Annotated in this window: 22 protein-coding genes; 6 read left to right on the forward strand and 16 right to left on the reverse strand. The window is 59.3% G+C overall.

The features are described 5' to 3' along the window. Nucleotides 1-43: 43 nt before the first annotated feature. Nucleotides 44-1,630: a tetratricopeptide repeat-containing sulfotransferase family protein gene (locus ISN74_RS05380; protein WP_188798094.1), complete on the forward strand. Its 1,587-nt coding sequence runs from the start codon at nucleotides 44-46 to the stop codon at nucleotides 1,628-1,630. An 87-nt stretch (nucleotides 1,631-1,717) separates the two neighbouring features. Here ISN74_RS05380 and ISN74_RS05385 read toward each other — a convergent pair whose 3' ends face one another. The 11 genes from ISN74_RS05385 to ISN74_RS05435 all read right to left on the reverse strand — a co-directional run bounded on the left by ISN74_RS05385 (nucleotide 1,718) and on the right by ISN74_RS05435 (nucleotide 10,563). After that, nucleotides 1,718-2,824 (reverse strand): alpha/beta hydrolase family protein, encoded by a 1,107-nt coding sequence (locus tag ISN74_RS05385; protein WP_188798096.1) that lies wholly within the window; start codon nucleotides 2,822-2,824, stop codon nucleotides 1,718-1,720. Between the two features lie 4 nt (nucleotides 2,825-2,828). Then, nucleotides 2,829-3,254 carry a hypothetical protein gene (locus ISN74_RS05390; protein ID WP_188798098.1) on the reverse strand — a complete coding sequence of 142 codons (426 nt, stop codon included), beginning with the start codon at nucleotides 3,252-3,254 and terminating at the stop codon, nucleotides 2,829-2,831. Between the two features lie 161 nt (nucleotides 3,255-3,415). Then, nucleotides 3,416-4,990: a M56 family metallopeptidase gene (locus ISN74_RS05395; RefSeq protein ID WP_188798100.1), complete on the reverse strand. Its 1,575-nt coding sequence runs from the start codon at nucleotides 4,988-4,990 to the stop codon at nucleotides 3,416-3,418. Beyond that, nucleotides 4,990-5,364 (reverse strand): BlaI/MecI/CopY family transcriptional regulator, encoded by a 375-nt coding sequence (locus ISN74_RS05400; protein ID WP_188798102.1) that lies wholly within the window; start codon nucleotides 5,362-5,364, stop codon nucleotides 4,990-4,992. The genes ISN74_RS05395 and ISN74_RS05400 overlap by 1 nt, the downstream gene beginning before the upstream one ends. Nucleotides 5,365-5,522: 158 nt before the next feature. After that, a complete protein-coding gene (locus tag ISN74_RS05405) occupies nucleotides 5,523-6,818 on the reverse strand; it encodes an MFS transporter (RefSeq protein ID WP_188798104.1) in 1,296 nt (431 codons plus the stop codon). Nucleotides 6,819-6,837: 19 nt separating this feature from the next. Continuing rightward, nucleotides 6,838-7,284 (reverse strand): MarR family winged helix-turn-helix transcriptional regulator, encoded by a 447-nt coding sequence (locus ISN74_RS05410; RefSeq protein ID WP_188798106.1) that lies wholly within the window; start codon nucleotides 7,282-7,284, stop codon nucleotides 6,838-6,840. A gap of 71 nt (nucleotides 7,285-7,355) precedes the next feature. Then, on the reverse strand, nucleotides 7,356-7,625 hold the full coding sequence (locus ISN74_RS05415; protein WP_188798108.1) for a GIY-YIG nuclease family protein: 270 nt from the start codon (nucleotides 7,623-7,625) through the stop codon (nucleotides 7,356-7,358). Nucleotides 7,626-7,645: 20 nt separating this feature from the next. Continuing rightward, on the reverse strand, nucleotides 7,646-9,010 hold the full coding sequence (locus ISN74_RS05420) for a C40 family peptidase (RefSeq protein WP_229679019.1): 1,365 nt from the start codon (nucleotides 9,008-9,010) through the stop codon (nucleotides 7,646-7,648). A gap of 81 nt (nucleotides 9,011-9,091) precedes the next feature. Beyond that, a complete protein-coding gene (locus tag ISN74_RS05425; RefSeq protein WP_188798112.1) occupies nucleotides 9,092-9,250 on the reverse strand; it encodes a hypothetical protein in 159 nt (52 codons plus the stop codon). A gap of 228 nt (nucleotides 9,251-9,478) precedes the next feature. After that, on the reverse strand, nucleotides 9,479-9,910 hold the full coding sequence (locus ISN74_RS05430; protein ID WP_203546705.1) for a cupin domain-containing protein: 432 nt from the start codon (nucleotides 9,908-9,910) through the stop codon (nucleotides 9,479-9,481). A gap of 50 nt (nucleotides 9,911-9,960) precedes the next feature. Continuing rightward, a complete protein-coding gene (locus tag ISN74_RS05435; RefSeq protein WP_188798114.1) occupies nucleotides 9,961-10,563 on the reverse strand; it encodes a TetR/AcrR family transcriptional regulator in 603 nt (200 codons plus the stop codon). Nucleotides 10,564-10,680: 117 nt separating this feature from the next. Here ISN74_RS05435 and ISN74_RS05440 point away from each other — a divergent pair, with 117 nt between their 5' ends. From ISN74_RS05440 to ISN74_RS05450, 3 genes are all read left to right on the forward strand, one after another. After that, the gene (locus tag ISN74_RS05440; protein ID WP_188798117.1) at nucleotides 10,681-11,121 is read left to right on the forward strand and encodes a tautomerase family protein; all 441 of its coding nucleotides are present in this window, start codon (nucleotides 10,681-10,683) and stop codon (nucleotides 11,119-11,121) included. 643 nt (nucleotides 11,122-11,764) lie between these two features. After that, nucleotides 11,765-12,613, forward strand: a complete 849-nt coding sequence (locus ISN74_RS05445; RefSeq protein ID WP_188798119.1) for a hypothetical protein — start codon at nucleotides 11,765-11,767, stop codon at nucleotides 12,611-12,613. A 187-nt stretch (nucleotides 12,614-12,800) separates the two neighbouring features. After that, the gene (locus tag ISN74_RS05450) at nucleotides 12,801-12,995 is read left to right on the forward strand and encodes a hypothetical protein (protein WP_203546706.1); all 195 of its coding nucleotides are present in this window, start codon (nucleotides 12,801-12,803) and stop codon (nucleotides 12,993-12,995) included. 30 nt (nucleotides 12,996-13,025) lie between these two features. Here the strand turns inward: ISN74_RS05450 and ISN74_RS05455 are convergent, their stop codons facing one another. Further along, nucleotides 13,026-13,682: a restriction endonuclease gene (locus ISN74_RS05455; RefSeq protein ID WP_229679021.1), complete on the reverse strand. Its 657-nt coding sequence runs from the start codon at nucleotides 13,680-13,682 to the stop codon at nucleotides 13,026-13,028. Nucleotides 13,683-13,740: 58 nt separating this feature from the next. On the opposite strand from ISN74_RS05455, the gene ISN74_RS05460 reads away from it, so the two are divergent. Further along, entirely contained in the window at nucleotides 13,741-13,923 is a 183-nt protein-coding gene (locus ISN74_RS05460; RefSeq protein ID WP_188798123.1) for a hypothetical protein, read from the forward strand. Nucleotides 13,924-13,972: 49 nt separating this feature from the next. On the opposite strand, the gene ISN74_RS05465 is transcribed toward ISN74_RS05460, so the two are convergent. Together ISN74_RS05465 and ISN74_RS05470 are read right to left on the reverse strand one after the other, a co-directional pair. Beyond that, a complete protein-coding gene (locus tag ISN74_RS05465; RefSeq protein WP_188798126.1) occupies nucleotides 13,973-14,497 on the reverse strand; it encodes a GNAT family N-acetyltransferase in 525 nt (174 codons plus the stop codon). Between the two features lie 31 nt (nucleotides 14,498-14,528). Next, complete coding sequence (locus ISN74_RS05470; RefSeq protein ID WP_188798128.1) at nucleotides 14,529-14,954, reverse strand: type II 3-dehydroquinate dehydratase; 426 nt, start codon at nucleotides 14,952-14,954, stop codon at nucleotides 14,529-14,531. A gap of 531 nt (nucleotides 14,955-15,485) precedes the next feature. On the opposite strand from ISN74_RS05470, the gene ISN74_RS05475 reads away from it, so the two are divergent. Continuing rightward, nucleotides 15,486-16,403 (forward strand): SPFH domain-containing protein, encoded by a 918-nt coding sequence (locus tag ISN74_RS05475; protein ID WP_188798130.1) that lies wholly within the window; start codon nucleotides 15,486-15,488, stop codon nucleotides 16,401-16,403. A 94-nt stretch (nucleotides 16,404-16,497) separates the two neighbouring features. Here the strand turns inward: ISN74_RS05475 and ISN74_RS05480 are convergent, their stop codons facing one another. Together ISN74_RS05480 and ISN74_RS05485 are read right to left on the reverse strand one after the other, a co-directional pair. Then, nucleotides 16,498-17,688 (reverse strand): FAD-dependent oxidoreductase, encoded by a 1,191-nt coding sequence (locus tag ISN74_RS05480; RefSeq protein ID WP_188798132.1) that lies wholly within the window; start codon nucleotides 17,686-17,688, stop codon nucleotides 16,498-16,500. A gap of 100 nt (nucleotides 17,689-17,788) precedes the next feature. Beyond that, entirely contained in the window at nucleotides 17,789-19,594 is a 1,806-nt protein-coding gene (locus tag ISN74_RS05485) for a GGDEF domain-containing protein (RefSeq protein WP_188798134.1), read from the reverse strand. Nucleotides 19,595-19,722 lie beyond the last annotated feature (128 nt).

The following is a 19,722-nucleotide window of genomic DNA, read 5'->3' on the forward strand; positions in this document are numbered from 1 at the left end:
GAGTCCCGCTACCTGATCGTCACCGCTGCTGCAAAAACCATCCATGGCCGACCTTTCCGATCTCCAAGCGCGACTTATTAACGCCTTCAATCGTCAGGACTGGCCCGTCGTCAGGCAGCTGGCGTTGCAATTGCAGCCGCTTGCGCCGTTGGACGCCATGGCTCCATTCATGGGTGGCGTGGCGCATATGCAATTGCAACAGCTGCCGCAAGCCATCGACCTTTTGCGGCAGGCGACGCTGCTCCAGCCGGGGCGTGCAGATTTTGCGGCGGAGTACGCCAAATCACTGGCGCTTGCACGCAGGATGGCAGAAGCGAAAGTTGCTGCCGAAAAGGCGTTGGCGCTGGGGCCGGCCAATCCCATGACGCTGGATACGCTTGGTGTGGTGTTCAGCCAGACCAATGCGCATGAGCAGTCTGTTGATGTTTTTCGCCGTCTCGTGGCCATGGTGCCGAATCATCCGCAAGCACGTTTCAATCTGGCCTACGCACTGACCACGATGGGTGATGCTGTTGCGGCAGAACAGGAACTTGAGGCATGCATCCGGCTTGAGCCGCGCTTCTGGATTGCACATTGGAATCTTGCGCAACTGCGCCGCCAAACGCCTGACGGCCATCATGTGGAGCGATTGAAGCGATTGCAGACACAGTATTCAGCGCAGCCTGCTGCACAGCTTTATTTGAATATGGCCTTGGCCAAGGAATGTGAGGATCTGGGCAATTATCCGGAAGCGTTTGAGCATTACCGCCGCGCGAAGACGGCGGGGCGTCGCCGCGATGAACAGTCGGTCAAGCGCGACGAAGCCATTTTCAAGCGGCTTGTCGAGAGCTTCCCGGTGACGGAGAAGGCGGCCCACTCAGGCGATGCAAGCCGTGCTCCGATTTTCATCATTGGCATGCCGCGTACAGGCACGACGCTGCTTGATCGCATCCTTTCCAGTCATCCGGATGTTCATTCCGCCGGTGAGCTGCAGGATTTTCCGGCAAGCCTGCAGCGCGTATCCGGTAGCACGGTTCCGATTTTGCTTGATCCGGATTTGCCTGCGCGGGTACGCAGCCTCGATTGGCAGGCGTTGGGTGCCAGTTACCTCGCCGCTACGAACGAGCACGCGGAAAAGGCTCCCTACTTTATCGACAAGTTGCCGCATAACTTTCTTTATGCGGGTTTTATCGCACGCGCCTTGCCAAAGGCGAAGATCATTTGTCTTCGTCGTGATCCGCTGGATACCTGCCTTGGGAATTTCCGGCATTTGTTTGAGCAGGAAACGTCTTACTACGACTACTCCTTCGATCTGCTTGATACCGGGCGCTATTACATCGGCTTCGACCGTCTTATGGCACACTGGAACAACGTGTTGCCAGGGCGTGTGTTGGAGGTGCATTACGAGTCGTTGGTGGAATCGCAGGAGGCTGCCACGCGTAAGTTGCTGGAATTTTGCGGCTTACCCTGGAACGATACCTGCTTGCAGTCTGAACACAATGCCGCACCCGTCAACACCCCCAACGCATGGCAAGTGCGTGCGCCGATTTATCGGACAGCACTCGGCCGCTGGCGGAACTATGAGCCGCAGCTGCGCGAATTGCGTGATCTGCTTGTGGACGCGGGTGTACTTGCCGGAACGCAAGGCTAGGCTCTTACAGCCGTGCGCTGTACCTCACTCCTAACTCGATCGACGCAGCACATCGACATGCCGTCCTTGGCGTGGCCTACGATGAGATCAATGCGCTCCGCTATCCACCTTGCTTACCAGCGTGTTGAACGCTGCAGAGGTCTGCTCTTCGGTGAAGTTGCAGTGTCCATTACCGACCGGTGCGAGGACAGTGAGTAATTTGCCGTTACCTGACGCACGTACTTGGTCGGGATAGACGGAATGAAATCGCGCGGGGATGGTTTGGTCAAAGGCGTTCCATTGCATCACCAGTGGTACGTTGATGCGGCCGGTCAAGGTGACGTTGCGGCTGGCATAGGCCATGGCAGCGGGTGAGCCGGCATAGCGATGTACGTTGCGATTGAAGGCATCATCGTCTCCGAAGCCATGATAAAGGGTCTTACGGTTGTCTACCGGCATGCCGCCCGCGCGCTGCTCGAATTCACGCAACGTCATGTAATACAGCGACAGCGTTGGCAGCGTTTCAGGTGTTTCCTGCAGACGCTTTTCCAGTATGGCGGCCTCCTTCGGATGCGCTTGCAGTGCCTTGGCAAAGACAGCCGGAGGGATGAATCGTGGCGAGTCGGGAGCAGCCAGGTCTGGCAGCACACCCGGAATCAATGCATCGAAGGCCACCAAGGGCGTGACGATGGCGCGCGAGACGATGTCGGGCGTTGAGACGGTCGCACCACACGTGATCAGCGCGCCAGCGTAGACATGCTGGTAGCGTTCGATGCTCGCTGCCACCTCCAGGCCACCCAGTGAGAAGCCGTAAATGTAGGTGTGGGCAGGGCGGGCGAAGGTGTGAATGAAATATTGGCGGAGACGTTCATTATCGGCGATGGCATCGCCCACCGCCCAGCCTTGCGATGCATATTGGCTCTGTGCAACGGCATAGCCCTGTTTGAGAAAGATGGACGTGGCGTCAGCTGCCGTCATCGGCGTCTTTATCGGTGCGCCCACGGGCTGGTAGCCATGCATCACCATCACCAGGTCGCCGTTCCAATTTGCCGGGATATCGATGCGGTAGAGCGCGCCCTGTAGCGTGCCAGCGTGGGTGCCGGGCTTCAGATCAGCGGCGGTCGCAGGAGGAGCACCAATGCCGATCAAAGCCGCCAATACAAGCCAAATAGTGATCAGTCGAACGGTGGCGTAGTGTGATGCTGTACGTTTCACGTGATTACTCCTGAACTTTGGAAAAGCTCAAACCAGGTCGGTAAGCATGGAGATGGCAGAGGTCGACATGACGGGTGACGATTCGGCGGCCATCCGACAACACCGTGCGCAGATCGTGCAGGCAGCTACCGTCATCGTGAATCTGAAGCATGACGGCAAGCGCGTCGTCGAATGACGACTCTTGCATCGGGCCCCTGAAATCGATGTTGGTCCAGTGATCAGTCCCGGTCGGTGCGATCGAAAACGAATCGATATGGCTGCGCGTGTCGTTGATAACCTCGAGGGTAAACATCGAATGCGCGCCGGCGTTGGCGTCGGGTTTCAGACCCGCGGCGTGCGCAGGCAGAGAGCCGATGCCGACGCAGGCGAGCAACACAAACCCAACATGGGTCAGTCGAAAACGGGTGCAGTGTGGTGCTGTACGTTTCATGTCATCACTCCTGGGGAAAGTGCGGGCACAGGGGCATCGTTGCGGCCATTGGAAATGGCCACAGGTGGATCACATGCGGGTGAGGCGTGGGTCAGGTCCTCTGCATGAGGACCATGGGGGGAAACCGGCTGTAAAGCGGGCTCAGCTGTGTGGGAAAGCGCTCACCAGGGTTGAGTGCCCGTGTATTGGAGGGCGCTTGCTATGGTTCCATCCTCATCGACTAACAGCATCACCGTTTCCGTACCGTGCTGGCGCCTGACGAGATAGACGTCTGAGCCGAACTTGCTGACGCCCGTGAATGTGTAGGATTCGACCGGTCCGAGCGCGGCGAGAAATTTCCTTCTCGACACTTTGTTTTCGGTACGTACCCGGGCCAGATCGTCACTCATGCCGGTGCCGCTGTCGGGATCGCTGAGGAACAGTCGTATCGCCTTATCGCTGCCCGGGAATGGCCTTTGCACTTTGATGCGGGCGGCGAGTGCGGCATTGATCCGGTCGGCGGTGGTTTTATCGACGCGCGTGACGTCGAGGACATCGCGCCCGTTCTGCTGGGCGACCAGTCGCAAGGCATGGCCATTGGCATCCGTGACGAAGTGCGCGGTGGCATTCGGCACGGTGCTGTCCTGGCCCTCCACGGTGAACCGGTTTTCGCCGAGGGGAACGAGGTGGAGCGGCTTCCGCGCGGCGATCTGCCCGGTGATATTGACGGTGAGGCCACTGCTGTCGCGCGTCACGGTAACAAGAGAGATGGGGCTGATCTGGTAAAAGCCTATGTAGCGGTCAAGCGTGTCGCTGCTCAGCGCGACCGGGGTGTTGGGCGGCGGCGTTACCTGCGCTGCAAAGGCTGCGATGCCCAGCGACGCACACACCAGTGCCGCCGCCGATGCGCGCGCCCATTTCTTCGGCTTACGCAGCATGTGCCGGATGCGCAGTTCGAGGAACGATGCGGAATCGGACATCGCCGGCACCACACCCAGATGACTCGATTGGCGCTGGCCGACGTGGATCAACGTTTCGCAATACGCACCGAGATCATGTCCGCCCAGCAGGACGCGGGCGTCGCAGTCCACCTCGATGGCATGGCGCAAGCGGCGGAATTGCCACCACAGTAGCGGATTCCAGGGCATCAGCATCAGCAGCGCCAGCGCGAATGCGACGAGCTGAGGATCGCGTGCACGCAGATGCGAGCGCTCGTGAGCGATGGTGCATTGTTGCTGCGCCTCGTTGGCCTGCAGCAACCACACGGGCACGACGATGCGTGAACGCATCAAGCCGACGACGGCCGGCCCCGCATCGGGTGCGACCAGAACACGCTCGCCACACAGGCGTCCTTCGCGCCAGCCACGCTTACGCCGATGCAACAGCACGGAGCTCAGGGCGAGGATCAGCGTCATCAGCACCGAGGCCGCCACCCACGTGCCGCGCACCAGCGTATCGATGTGAGCGGATGTCGCGTTCGGCTGCGCACCCTCAAGGTCGAACAGTGCCGGTGGTATCGCTATGGATGTCGTGTTGCGCAGAACAATCGACGTCGACGCAGAACCGGACTTGAGGGCACTGGGGAGCTGAATCGACGCGGTGGCAATCACCGTCGGCAGCACCAGCGAGCAAACCAGCGTTGCTATCCACACCCATCGTGTCGCGGCCCGGCGGACCCTTGCCGCACGCTCGCCCGCAAGTGCCGCTGCACTCAGCGTGGCCGTGACCAGGACGGCATACATCATCCAGGCAATCATCACGGCTGCTCCTTGTCGGAACGTTCGGCCAGCAGTTCCCGCATGCGGCGTATCTGCTCGGGGCTGAGTTTCTGGTCGGACACCAAGTGTGAAAAGAGCAGCTCCGCTGAGCCCTTGAACAGCTTGTCTGTGAGATGTTGCACCGCGTTTTTGCGCGCAGCCTGCTGCTTGATGCTGGCGAAGTAGCGGTGTCCGCGCCCTTCTTCTTCGTGCCCGACGTAGCCTTTGCCTTCGAGCGTGCGCAGCACGGTGAGCACGGTGGTGTAGGCAAGCTCATCGCTCAATCGTTCGCGGACTTCAGCGACCAGCGAGGGTCCGTGGTCCCATAGCGTCTGCATGACATCGGCTTCGCGATCGGTGAGGGAAATCTTCATGGTGTCTGCCCATCCCCTGTCTACTATGGATGTAGTAGATACCCGGACTTCCCGGCTTGTCAACTATGGACATAGTTGATCGGTCGCCTACGGTGCGAGGCGGCATGAGGGTGGGGTGTCGGCTGATGTGTTTATGCTTCCCGGGGTAGTGCATACCCTCAGGCCGCATCGCGCTCCGGTTGCGGGGCGCTGGCAGCGACCTGCGCAGGGTTGATACTCAGGCGCATGCGTCCGGCGCTGACGTGCAGGCGCAGCCCTCGATATATCACCAGATAGCGGATGCCGACTGCTGCGGCGAGGAGCCCTGCGGCAGCGCCGACACCCAGTGCCCAGCGCGGACCGAAGGTATCAGCCACCCAGCCGGCGACCGGTGCACCCAACGGTGTGCCGCCCATGATGATGGCCAGGAAAATGGCAACGATGCGTCCACGCATTGCCGGTTCGGCCGATAACTGCATGAAGCTGTTGGTGGAGGTGGTGAAGGTTTGCGCCGCCATGCCGACGCCGATCAGCGCGATGCCAAACAGCCAGTAAGTGGGCAGCATCGCCGCGATCGCCAGCAGCAGGCCGAACATCCCCGCGGCAGCAGGCAGCAGCGTGAAGCGTGGCATGGCGCGATGTGCAGCGAACAAGGCGCCTGTCACGGTGCCGATCGCCATGGTGGACGTAAGAAAACCGTAGCGACCTGCGCCAGCATGGAACGTGGTAACCGCCATGGTCGAAATGTAGATGGCGAAGTTCAGGCCGAATGTGCCGATCAGGAAGAGCATGAGCAGGATCGCCCGCATATCCGGGCGCTTCCATACATAGCGAAAGCCTTCGATCAAACCGGCGCGGGTGCGTTTGAGCTTGTGCTGGGGCTGAAGTTCGCCGAGCCGCAGCAGGGTCAACGAATAGAGCACCGCCCCGAACGACGCCGCGTTGATGATGAAAACCCATCCGCAACCCACCGCCGCGATAAGCAGGCCGGCAACAGCAGGGCCAATCATGCGTGCCGCGTTGAACGAGGTGGAATTCAGGGCGACGGCATTGGACAGGTTGGCTTCGCCCACCAGATCAGAAATGAAGGTCTGGCGTACCGGGGCGTCGAAAGCGGTGACGCAGCCAAGCAGCAGCGCGAATCCGTAAACATGCCAAAGCTGCACGTGTCCGGTCACGGTCAGCAGACCGAGTGCCAACGCCAGGGTTCCCAGCGCCGCCTGGGTCATGAACAGCAGCTTGCGACGATCCAGATGATCGGCGGCAAAGCCGGTCAGTGGCAGCAGTAAAAGCTGCGGCCCGAACTGCAAGGCCATGACCACGCCGACGGCCGTGGCGTTGTTATGCGTCAATTGGGTGAGTACCAGCCAGTCCTGGGCGATGCGCTGCATCCAGGTACCGATGTTCGATACGAGTGCACCGCCGGCCCAGACTCGGTAGTTATAGCCTCGCAGCGAGCGGAAGGTATTTTTCATGTTGCAGCAAGCGTTCCGTTCACGGTTCTACGAGGCGCTTGAGTAGCTGGACGGCATGCGCGAGCTGCTTTTGCTCTGCCGGCGAAAGCTGGCGCTGAATGCCGCGAGACAGCCAGTCTTCGCGCGCTGCGCGATTGGCTTTGATCCATGCGTGGGAAGCGGGCGTCAGCGTGAGCAACGTTTGTCGCCCGTCCGTGGGGTGGGGGGCGGTGTTGATGAATCCCACCGATTGCAGTGCGGCGACCGTGGTGCTCATGGATTGCGGTCGCACCCCTTCGGCGCGCGCTAGCAAAGTGACGGTGGTGGGGCCGTCGCGGTCCAGACGGAGCATGACCGCTCGCTGGGAAAGGTTGAAGTTACCGGTGCTGGCTTCTTCCCGCAGGCGGCGCCTCAGTTGCCCGAGCAGAACGCGAAGTTCTGCCGCGGTGGTCATGGCCTGGCGCGATGGTGATGTGTCTTTGCCCATGCCGCCATGCTGGCACATATGAAGTAAAACTACAAAGTTTACCTTCGTAATTTATGGCCAACGGACTGAGGTCACTGACTCTGTTGCAGGTAGCCAATTTTCTTGTGTTTGGGGAGCTGCTTGATTTCCCATTCCGCGCGGCTTGCGGTGGACCTGTCTGCATAAGGCCGTGCGCCGATCAATCGGGCAGGCGGATGCGAGCGGGTGTAGCGCGCACCGCGTCCTTCGACATGAGCCTGGTAACGGGCCGTGAGATTGTTGGTGATGCCCGCGTAAAGCGAGCCGTCGCGGCATTCGATCAGGTACAGATACCACGGGCCTTCGTTGAGTTCTGTGCTCATGGCGATCATGGTAATGAAGCTCAGGGCCGGATATGCACGATGCTGGTCATGGCATCGACATAGGAAAGCTTGTCGTCGACGAGCAACGGTAGCAGTGGTGTGACCGACACCTCGTTGGTCTTCGTCCAGCGCATCTTGCCGGTGCTGTCGCGAAACACGAGGCCACCGACGTCCTGGATGACATAGGGCTGTCCGTCGACCCGGCCGAGAAACATCATCACGTGGCCGGGGATGTAGATCAGATCGCCAACTTGCGCTTGGGCAATGGCCTGCATGCGCGCTTCGTGGCTGTCGCTGGCGCTGAATTCACGATGCGGCAGAACCGGACTGATCGCTTGTGCGCCGGTGTTGCGGGGCATCTGCACGCCCATGCTGCGGTAGACATCGGAGACGAAGCCGCTGCAATCGCGACCGTTGTACAGATGGCCCCAGCCATAACGCTCGCCAAGAAACTTGAATGCTTGGCGGATGATGTTCGCTTGCGTCAGCGGCAGGTAATCCGGAGAGCTATCAGCAACCCGCTGCAGCAGCGCGGGCTGGAAATGCAGCGAACCATCTTCGGCGCGAACGGGGAGTTTCAGCGTCCAGGATACATACGGGCCCTGGCCATTGACCGGCTCGTCCGGCGGCAGGTTGTCCAGCGGAATGCGCAGGCCCATGTCCAGCAGTAACTCGGAAACGGCGGGTGCTTCAGGCGTGTAGACCGTGCGCACCTTGTCGCCGGTGACGACGCGATAAGACGCTGGGTGTGCGTACGCAAGCACTTCATCGCGAGTACCTTCGGCGATGGCCGAGCGTTCCACCCACGCGGCATAGCGTGGGCTGACGACGAAATACCATTGGCCGTCGAGACTGGTATGCACGATGGCAACCGGGTCGCCGGGAAACAGCGTGCTTTCCTGGAAGCGCTCGAAGTCCTGCAATCCTTTGCCGGGAAACGCGCGCAAGCGGGTGGGAAAGTTGCGCATCGACACGCGGTGCACGATCAGTCCATAACGCGGTTGCGTGACGGCAGGAATCTTGTCCAGTGCAAGGCCGGCGATCACTCCGTCGATGATTGGTCGCGGAATGAGCTGGTCTTTTTCATCGTAGAGCGGTTTGTCGTCCAGCTTGGACACCTTTGTGATCCAAGCCAGGACCTGATCGCGCGTTACCGCTGTGCCGATCTTGCCGAGGTCATACATGCTCGGATCGTTGTCGAGCAGGCGGCCATTCTGCGCATCGATCTGGGCGCGGGTCAGAATGGCCTGGTCGGGCGAAGCAAGTTTGTTTATCCAATAGTCGGGTGAAAGCATCGCATCTTGCACGCCGATCACGCCTGAAGCAGGAATGGTCATGGAATCGTTCTGGGCATAAGCCAGGTTGGAGATGAGAACCAGCGTCATGCTAGCAATCAAACGTGCAGCGAGTCCCATGAAGCGTCCTTCGTGTATCCAGGCGTGACGAGAGTGATGGATGGTCAGTCTTTAGCTGGCGGTATGAACGGATGCGGCAGCAACCGGCGCATGACTTGCGGCGAAATGCGCAACAGGGGTTTTGGCGGTGAGCATGGAGCCGAATGTCAGCACGCAGATCAGCAACGTGGCGGCGAACAGGCTATGCAGCATCAGGGTTTCGAATTTCATGGCGGTTCTCCGTGAGATCAGTGTTGGAAGCCTTCGATAGGTATATGGCAAGGCTTGTGCCAACTCGCTGGATGCCTGAAAAACCGCATGCTTAAGCCGTTTTCAGTGTGATCGCACGGTCATGCTGGTTGTCCGCGGACGGTCGGCGTGTTTGCCCGGACACGGACGCGGACAGTTTTCTCTTCCCGTATCAGTGATACGTCGTCACATCGTCTTCACGCTCGGGGATCAGGGCACGATGGTGTACGGCTGATTAGCGTGGACGTTGGCGAAGATCAGAAAGCGCAACGGTTTTTGTTTGTCCGCGTTGCGGAAAAGGGTATGCGTAACCTGGGGTTGATCCTGCAGCGTATCGCCCGCGTGATAGAGCTTGGGCGGATCGTCACCATAAGCGGATTCGGCCGTGCCATCGAGAATGTAGTTGAGCCCGGCAACAGGGTGATGATGCAAGGGCGCGGCAACGCCAGGCTGGTAAACGACCAGGATGATTTCCATGGATTCATCCGTGCCGGGAATAGGGCGTTGTTCGAGTACCGTGCGGGTGATGGGCTGGGGCGCTGCGGGCGGTGTTGCATACGCGGAGGTCGTACTCAGCGAGGCCAGCATGATCGTCAGCAAGACGAGACACCGCGACGTAAAGAAGATGCGCTGCTTGTCCATGAACCTTCCTGGTGGTTGGGGGGTGTGCCGCGCCATGCGACGCGTACATGTCATGCCGTCTTCGGCTTCGAAGGGGGCGACGCGGTCATCGTCATGGCCTGCTTGGTGATTGCCTTGGCAATGCGTTCGGACAGTTCGGGGTCAGGCACGGCGCGCGCCAGTGTCACGCCGCCGGAAAGCAATGCGAGCAGGGCAATGGCTTTTTCGTCGCGCTCGCTGCTAAGACGATAAGGCAGGCCCGAAGACACTTCATCGATCAGGCGGAGCAGCTCTGCTTCGTAAGCGTGCCGTGTATCGGCGTCGGCACGTGTCATTTCGGGCGAAAAGGTGGGCAGGGCACAGGCTTCACCGATATCGCAGGTGCGCTTGGGCCCCAGATAAAAGTCGATAAAGGTTTTCACCCAGCGCTTTCCGGCATCGGCCTTCAAGCCAGCGACCGCCTCGCGCAACTGTTCGAGCCCGGCGAGGACGACGGTGCGGAACGCCTCGCCTTTGGATTTGAAATGCCCATAGAACGCGCCGTTGGTCACGCCCGCGGCCTTGGTCAGCCCATCGATGCCGGAGCCGCCAAAGCCTTCCCTGCGAAAGACCTGACTGGCAGCGTCCAGGATCCGGGTGCGGGTTTCTTGCTTGTGTTCGGCTGAGTAGCGCATCGGTCTTCCAATAAAGAGTGATTGCTCTCTTGTAAAGAGAGTGATCGGTATGTAAGGTATAGAGAGCACTTGGTATTTATAGCACGACCGGCCACCACCCAACCCGAGGAATGCATCATGCCGATTACGCTTACCGTGCCCGAAAGCCTGCTGTCCGCCGAAGCCGAAGCCAGGGTTTTCGCCGAGTTGACCCGCGCCTTGCTCGCCGCCGCTCAGCTCGATGGCAACCCCTTCATGACTCCCAATGTGATCGGCAGCTTGAACGTGCTGCCGAAACGACATGTATTCGCCGGCGGTCAACCGGCGCCCGCTGCCTTTATCGAACTCACGTTGCCTGGGATTGCATTGGCGACAGCTGACGCCAAGCAGGCGTTCATCGAAGCGGCCACCACTGCGGTGGAGCAAGCCGCCGAAGGGCGACTGCGGCGAGACCATATCTGGACCAATATCGTTTATGCAGCGGAAGGATCCTGGGGCATCGGCGGGCGTGCTTACGATCATGCGGAGCTGATCGACGCCATCCAGAGTGCCGCTGCACCGGCGCTCGTTGCGTCATAAGTGAAGGCTTCGTTTACGGTCAAAGCGAGGCACGTCATGTTGCCTCGCTTTGATCTTTGCATCGGCGCAGGTGAATCCAGGCGGTAGCTGCTTTGGTCAGCCTCATGCAAAATGAGCGCATTGGGCGTAGGGGATGCGTATGCGAATTGGATTCGTTCTTCGCCATCTGGCCATGTTGACGTGCATGCTCTTGCTTCTGGCGTGTGGTGAACGCGTGGTCAAGGAGCAGGCGGCGGCTTCATTTGTCGAGACATCGCAGAAAGCGGTCGATTCGACGCGGCAGTTTTACAAGGATCTGGTAGACGCCAATACGGCGTACAACAGTTTTCGCTGGGCCGTCGATCCGCAATGTCCCTTGCTCTCGCCGGGCGAGCAGCTGACTGCTCCGGGCGTCGATGATCCCACCGCGCTACCTCTGGCCATCGAGCGCCTGCCACGCGTCGGCGGAGCGCTTCCACGCGCATGCGACGCATATGTTGCGGAAGCCTGTCACCGAGATTCAAACGGTGCATTCCATTGTCATCCTGCTGCGGGATCTGTGACGGCCAATGGATTTTTCTGTCCCAGCCAAGCCGCGCAGGCGTGTGCGCCTGCGTTGAGCTCCGCGGACTGGAAACGTGTTTCCCGATATACGGATAATCCGTTGAACACGAATTTCCAATACGTATCGCTGGCTGCCGGCGATTTTTCAGCCGACACGGCCAGCATTCAGATACTCGCGAAATACCTGGATTCGCTTTCGGCACTGACCAAAAATCCAGATCAGGACATCACGTCCGACCTGCATCAGGACGCCAACAATCTGCAGGCAGTCAGGAACTCGGTCCAATCTGCTTTTGCCCTGCGTGCTGCCAAGTCATCGGTAAAGAAAACGGTCGGCACGAGCGCTTCAGCCGCCGCAGCAAGTGAACAGCCTTTGGCGGGTTCAGCAGACAAGAGTGGTCTGGATGCGCCTCTTTCCTCGCTTGCAGAGGGTATCCAGACGACGATCAGCGATGGCGGCTCGTTATCCGCCATCGCCAAGTTACTGCGACAGTCCCAGCAGGAAAATCGGGTCAGCGACGGGATCGAACAACTTGCCCGGGCGGTGGACAGCCGGTTCTGCACCACTCAGCCGATTGATGCACAGAGCAGTGCATCCGACATCCACGCTTATCTGGGTTTTGGCTATGGTCCCGACGAGCTTGCGGCACGCGAGGCGCTGGTGAATCAGGCGATCGTTTACCAATCGCTGGTGGCGGCGAACTTGAAAGCCTGCGATGACGCGCAGCAGGCGAACGCGGCCGATCCCCACGGTGCATACCATCCGGCATCGCCCGCAGCTGTGTTGCTGATGGGCGTCAAGCGAGCCAATGATGCGCTGATCGAGGAAATCGTGAATGGCCAGCTCAGCGAGGCTGATCGACGTAAAGCCCGGGAGATCAGCTTTGAGGAATTTGAATCGGCCGCTGAAAAGGTAGTCAATATGGTCGTCGGTTTGAAAGGGCTGTGATCATGGGCGACGTCGGTACTGCACGGTAGGAAGCATGATGAATACGCACAATAGTCCAGCACCGGATTTGACCGCGCTCCGCGACCAAGTGGCGATCTGCGCAACCGAGTGCGCAAACGCCGCCGAACGGGCTCAGGATTCACATCTTCAAACCCGCCTTGGCAGTCTTGCCAGGCAGGTGGATGCGATGAAGATACGGATTGAGGCGCACATGGATGGCGGCGGCACCGTGACGTCGTCGGTGGTGGCATCGCTGATGCAGGAAGCCGGTGCGGCCGCCAGCGCCATGAAGGGTGCAACGGGCGATGACAACCTTTATCAGGCAATGCCTGTCATGCAGAGGCTTTGCGGGGATATCTTGAAGGCTTTGCCTGCGCCATAGACACAGGCGATGTCTTCGCGTCCGGCTTGATTACAGAATCGATGCCGGCTGCGGGTTCTCCCGCACCATGGCCAGCAGCGCACTGCCACAAATCAGTTCGATGGGCTTGCCGTTGACGAAGCGCTGCGCATCGTCGGTATAGTTGCCGATGGCGATGATCTTCACCGCATCCGCGTGGTGGTGAACCTGCAAGCCATACATCTCCCGCACCAGCTTGACGTCCACCAGTCGGGTGCGCCATTGCCGGCATTGCACCAAGGTTGTCTGGCCGTCTTTACATAAGATCAGGTCGACGCCGCTATCGGTGTCGACCAATCCCGCTTCACGCACGCTGTAACCCTGCAAGCGAAAGGCGCGGCGGATCAGCATTTCAAACTCACGCCAATCCATCGCACTGAGCGCGGTCAGCCCATTCTGTGCGCCCAGCAAATGTTTGCGGCGGCGGTTGTCCAGGAAGGAAACCAGTGCAGCAACCCAGCAGGCGCCGAGCAACAGCCATGCAATCGGCGCGTAGGCGCCGTCCGTAAGCGCGCTCCCCAGTGCTTGGCTCTCGGGGCCACCAAAGGTCGACATACACCAGCCCAGGCCGTAGCGCACCGCGATATAACCTGTCACACCCAGCATGATGCCGGCTTGCCAGGGCAATCCGGAGATCATTGGGATGCCGCTGTCTTTGCGCCTTGCCACCGCTCCCCCCTGAGCGTCCGATTGCCACATGGTCCTGCCACCTTGCGATTGTCATGGCATGGAATGCCTCTATGAAAAAGGTAAGCAGGAAGCGCGCCAAGCGGCGATGCGCGGCAAGATCGACCGGTTGCCTGAGTCCGTCACTCAGGAGTGCATGGAAGTATCTGTTTTCTCTGGCATGGCCTGGCGAGAAGACAACTGGCCGCCAGACGGTCTGCGAGTGATAACGTTGTCGGCCTGACTCACCGCGTCACATGCGTACCAGGGACTGACGCTGGGTGATCACCGGATCAGGGTGAGGGCAGTGGTGCGTCGAGCCTTCTGCAGTAACACACTTCATGGACCGTGATGCCCCACACCACGTCGGTTCGCTTTCGTGCATCGGGCAGCCAGCCGTCCTTGCGGTAAAAACGTTCGGCTCGTGTATTGCCAGCGAGCAGCCACAGCACGGCCTGGCGAAAACCCTGTTCGAAAAGACAAGTGCGTGCGGCGTTGATCAAGGTTGCACCGATGCCGGTTCCCCAGTAGTCGGGATCGACATAGAGCGCGCACAGTTCGCCGTCTTCCGGCGTGTCTTTATCGCGAGCCGGTGAGGTCGTGGCAAATCCCCGAACAGTGCCGTCTGTGACCGCTACCAGGGTTGCGGGCTTGCGTGGATCTTGCGTCGCAAAGTCATAGCGCTGAGCGCGGTCTTCTGCACGCAGTGCGTCGAGGTAAACGTCAGGGAGTAAGCCCCGATACCCCGCCTGCCATGAACGAACGTGGACGTTCGCGACATCCAGGGCGTCTTCGGGGCGAGCAGGGCGGACAAGCATGCATGGCAGTCTGCCGTATGCAACGCTGTTGTCACAAGGCAGCGTTCAGCCGCCTGAGGGCGATACCCAATGCAATGCGATAGCTGGCCACCGTGTCGCCGTTGATGACTACCGTTGCCAGCGGTCCGTGCCTGGAAAGGTCGGCCGGTTCCAGGGCACTGTCGCAGTCGTCCTGCACTTCGATATACGGCATCGGCAGCGCATCGAGCGCATCGCTAAGCCCAGATTCGGGGTGCGTCTGCGCCTGCTCTGCGAGATTGCCGGGAGCGAGCAGCATGAACTCCGTGGTCTGGGAGCGGGCCGAGCGAATCCGTGCCACGAATTCGCGCATGCCACTGCAGGTGCAGATCTCCACGGTGCGCCCGGCAGACAGGGCCAGTTGCTTCAGATGACCAAGCAGTTCCTTGCTGAGGGAGCGGGTCGTCGTGTGCGGCCCTTGAACAATCATGATGGTCACGTTGGCAGGCTCGTGTTGCCGCGTTGCGGATGACGCATGTTCCTGCTTGTTCCGGTAAAGGGGCTATATGCGCGGATCGGCCACCGCGTAAATTCTTCGCAATTTTTCCGCAGGCGCAGCATGCCTTTCCCTGGAAAGGAGGATAATGGCGCCACTGGAGCAGACGCCGGTCTGCTGGAGTGAAATCGACGTGGAACGTCAATGTGCAGTGCCCGCGCGTGCTCTTCATGACGCAGCCAGGCCAACGTAGCACCCCTTCTTTGGAGTGTGGCGCCCGCCACTCGCAACCCCTTCCTTTTTACGCCAGGATGCTTCTCGACTCAGGGGAGAAAATCATGAATACCTTTGCATGGACATCCATTCCGCATCGCGCGGACGTTGGATGACCTCCCACATGCCCTTGTCCTTGCTGCTGCCTCCGTGCAGCCCGAGATGATTGGTTTGTTCATCGTCAGCGCCCAGGCTGCCAGTACCGGCAGTGTGGTGCCTGCTGCGTCGTATTCGTTCGTTACCGCATAGAGGAGATGATTCATGCTCAACTTGCCTTCCAGAGACCCGCGCAGCGCGCTCGGTCGCTTTGGTATCGGTGGCGCGATTGCCATCCTGGTCGTCGTGGCGTTGCTGTTAAACAGCGTATTCGTGGTTTCTCCCAGTGAGGAGGCCGGTACGCGCTGGATGGGCGGCACGCCGATGACGACCACGCCACTGGGCACCGGCGTGCACTTCAAGGTGCCGTTCTTCGAATCCGTGGACCGCCTGCAGACAAGCCGTTCGGTGTACACACTCAACGGACTGGATGTGTATACCAACGACAACCAGAAAGTGACCATCGACGTCAGCCTGATCTATCAGATTCCCAGCTCAGCGGTCATGAACCTGCTGTATCACGTTGGCCGCGCCGGCTCGTTGGATATCGAATCGACCATCCTGCCCGTCGTCAGGGATCGCGCATTGGCAGCCTTTGCCCAATACAACACGCTGACGATTTCGGACCAGCGCGCGCAGATCACGGCACAGATGCGCAAGGACATCAGCGATGCGCTACGGCACCTGTTCAATGTGGATGTGATCGACGTGCAGCTGGTGGGCATCCACTATTCGCCGATCTTCGACCAATCCATCGAGGAGGCCGTGCGTGCCAAGAACCTGGCCGTGCAGGCGGAAAATACGGTGGCCCAGAAGAAGTTCGAGGGCGAGCAGAAAACCGTCACCGCCAATGCCGAAGCGACTGCTGCGGTGGAGCGCGCCAATGGTGAAGCACAGGCTACGGTGCTGCAGGCGCAAGCGCAGGCCAAGGCGATCGAAACAGTCGGCGAGGCGCTCAAGAGCAATCCGGAGTACGCGCACTTCTACGGCTTGCAGCATTGGAACGGCATTCTGCCCCAGGTTGTGGGTGCGGGATCGATTCCGATGATCGACCTGACCAAAGGGCAGGATGCAGGCAAGTAAATGAACGACGCGAGAGGGAGGTGCCGTCTTGGCGCCTCCCTTTTTTCTGTGCAGCACCGTCGTTCTGTTATCGCGGTGGGGCAACGGGAAACATTTATGCGCTTCGCATGCTCGCCATGATACCGGCGAGTTGCCGTACAGCCGCTTCGGATTCTTCGGGATGGGGCGTCAAATCGCTGTTGTTGAAACTGCCGGTGTCAGCAAATGCCTGCACCAGTAAACCATCGCGACGCGGCACCACATTCAGGCGTGGAGCACTCAGCGCGTAATTGACTTCCGGTTGCGGAATCAGCCGGGCTGTCTGGCCACGCACGGGAATGATCGAGTCATCGCTAAACAGGGCTCTCGCGCCATAGCCGGTGGCGTTGATTAGCGTGCGTTCGGGCAGTTCTTGCAATTCGCGAGGGTGCGTAAATTCACGCACGATGATTTTTCCACCCGCCAGCTGAAAGTCGGACATCAGCATGCGCGCATACGTGGTGATGTTGAACATCATGATGGTAAAGCGCCGCACTGGCTGCGGGAATGGCGTGCTGCCGACAGGAAGAGTGATGGTCTCTGGTGTCAGATCGCGGATGCGCTCGCTGAAGTCGCCGTAGTCGGGTTCATCGGAAACGCTTTCGCCTTGTTGGCTATGAGTCATGTCCGGCAGATGGTAGCCGTCGATCCATTCGATCGGGTCGCCGGGCAGTCCAAGCATGCTTTGGTACATGCCGTAGGACGTACGCGCCATAGTCTCCCAACGGTCACCGAAAGCCTGCGCATGTTGTGCATCGCAGATGCGGGAATCCGGTGTCCACAGACCGGTGGCACGCATCGAAAATACATCGGGTGGCAACGCCTTCGCGTAAATGCGTACGGATAGGCCAGCACGTTGTGCCAGAAGAGCCGAGGTCAACCCCAGCGCGCCGCAGCCGATCACGCCAAGCTCGTGCACACCGGTGCTCTGCGCCATGTGCAAAGCGAGCGTGCTAGAACCCCACGAAAGCGACCAGCCGCTGCCACCGTGCCCGTAGTTATGCACGATGGTCTTGTTGCCAAGCGTCTCCATCTCGATGCGCGGACCGGCTGCACGAAAAGGCCGCGTACAGACATAGATGCCGGTGATCCGGTCCGTTTGCGCCCGGATCGGCGCGAGCCGCGCCACTCCTGATTCCAATTGGGCCGCAAGTGGCGGTTTCGTGGCGGCAGGTACTAGCGTTTGCCGGGCGCAGCCAGCAAGGGCGGCTGTTGATGCTACAGCCAGAGTCGCGCCAGCTTGGCGCAGAAATTCACGGCGTTGCACGAAGACACTCCTTTGCGACATAGGCGATGCGGTCCGCGGGTTAGGTTACCCCGGACTTGATCCGGGGGTAACCCAACGAGCCGGGACAGTGCGCACTTTGTCAGTCTTGTGAATCGGCGGCGCAACTAGACGGTTCGCCATCTTGTGTGGCACCAGGCTTGCCGTGGGATACAGCGAATTTATTGATACATGCCCCGCCCGGGTGCGCTTCGCTGTGGCTGGCGATGTTTATGACGACGCGGTTATAGCCTCCGTACATGGCCTGGTAAAGCGCTTCGTTCGCGGCAGCAAGCAAATGGCGCAAATGGTGGCCGTGATGCGTTGTTGATGCCACGCCGAGGCTGGCCGAAACAGGAGTGCTCTGGTTCTCCTCACGGGATGTGTCATGGATCGCGCGGCGAATCTGCTCGGCCCGTTCGATTGCATTTTCGGCGGTACAGCCGGACAAGAAGATGGCGAATTCCTCGCCACCCAGTCGTCCGAACACATCAGTGGTTTGCAGGTAACGCTGGCATACGTCCACGACACGTGTCAGGACATGGTCTCCCGCGGCGTGGCCGTGCGTGTCATTGATCGATTTGAAATGATCCAGGTCGATAAGAATCAGGCTGGCAGATTGCGCGGAGTCGGTAGCCCGGCCCAATTTTTGTTCGACTTTTTCAAAAAAGTGCTGCCGATTTAAGATGCTCGTTAACCCATCATGGCTCGCCATGCGCATGAAGCGCAATTGAGAGCGTTTGAGCCGATATAACCAAAGGGCGATGGAGCCCAGCAGGACAATAAGCAAGGCGATGTAAAGGCGGCCGGTTTCCACTTCCCTGTGATCCAGCGACTGTTGCAGTTGCAGGATCTGGTTTTTCTTGCTCAGTTCGTCCAGTTCGGCCTTCTTGGCATCTGACTGTTGTTTGGCAACCTGATATGCGAGTGCTTTTTCGTGTATGTCGTCCAGATGAGTGCTGTTCGCCATCATGAACTTCTCGTGATACATCAGTGCGTCGCGGAGATGATCCTCTTGCTGTGCAATCTGGTAAAGCAACTGATAGGCGCTGATCAGCGGCTCCATGAAGTCGCCTTTTGAGGCGAGGTCCACTGTCGCTATCGCGTAGTTTTCTGCTTGTCGGGTGTTTCCTTGCTTCCAGTAAGCTTCTGCGAGCAACGCGTCATATTGAGATGCCAGATCCTGGTACTGCAGTTTAGACATGTCGGCATAGGCGCTTTGCAGCAGATCAATAGCATCGCCTGCTTTGCCTTCATCGATCTTCACGCGTGCCATATCAGCCCGAAGCGTATCGGCTGAAAGCAGGACATGGTTTGCGACACATGTGTCGACGCCGCGTTGGAGCCGTGAAAGGAGATCATCAGCATGCGGATCTTTACGAAATTCTGCATCCAGTTTGATGCTCATGCCTATGCAGCGGTAATCGCTTGCTGCGGGTATGAGGATGAGCTGATCTGCATAATTGATCGCCAGATCATATTGGCCTGCTTCGGTCAGTAGTTGCGAAGCCTCCGCCAGTACATGCTGCCGCGTGCTGGCGCGACTGATACGCGGGAGTTCGTCGAGCGCCTGATCAAGGTTGGAGAAGGCTTCCTGGTAGCGATGGCCAATGCCGAGGATATTGATCAGGGTGGCTCTGGCTTGTTCCCGCAAATCATCATCGGGCGCATGCTCGGCCACGTCTTCCAGCATCGGGCGGGCTTTTTCATTCTGGCCGACGTAAGCAGTTTGCCAGGCTTCCAGATAGAACAAATGCCATTTGTCCGCATCAGACAGCTTTGATGATTGATGTTCGAGCTGATCGATCAATCTGATGTAGGTAGTGTTGTCTGTCATCTTGACGAGATCTGCGCGGGCGAAAAGCTGCGCTGTCTCGTCTGGGGGTGCAGAGGCTCCCGCCGTGCTCATAGACATTGCGATCAGTAGGACAATCCCTGTCGAAATCTTCCGGCATTTACTGCCGTTGCAGAGCATATTGGGGGCTTGAAGAGTGTGCTGCGAGATATGGATTTGGTAGTGTCAGCGGGTGACAATCA

This window comes from Dyella caseinilytica, assembly GCF_016865235.1.
Taxonomy (GTDB): domain Bacteria; phylum Pseudomonadota; class Gammaproteobacteria; order Xanthomonadales; family Rhodanobacteraceae; genus Dyella_B; species Dyella_B caseinilytica.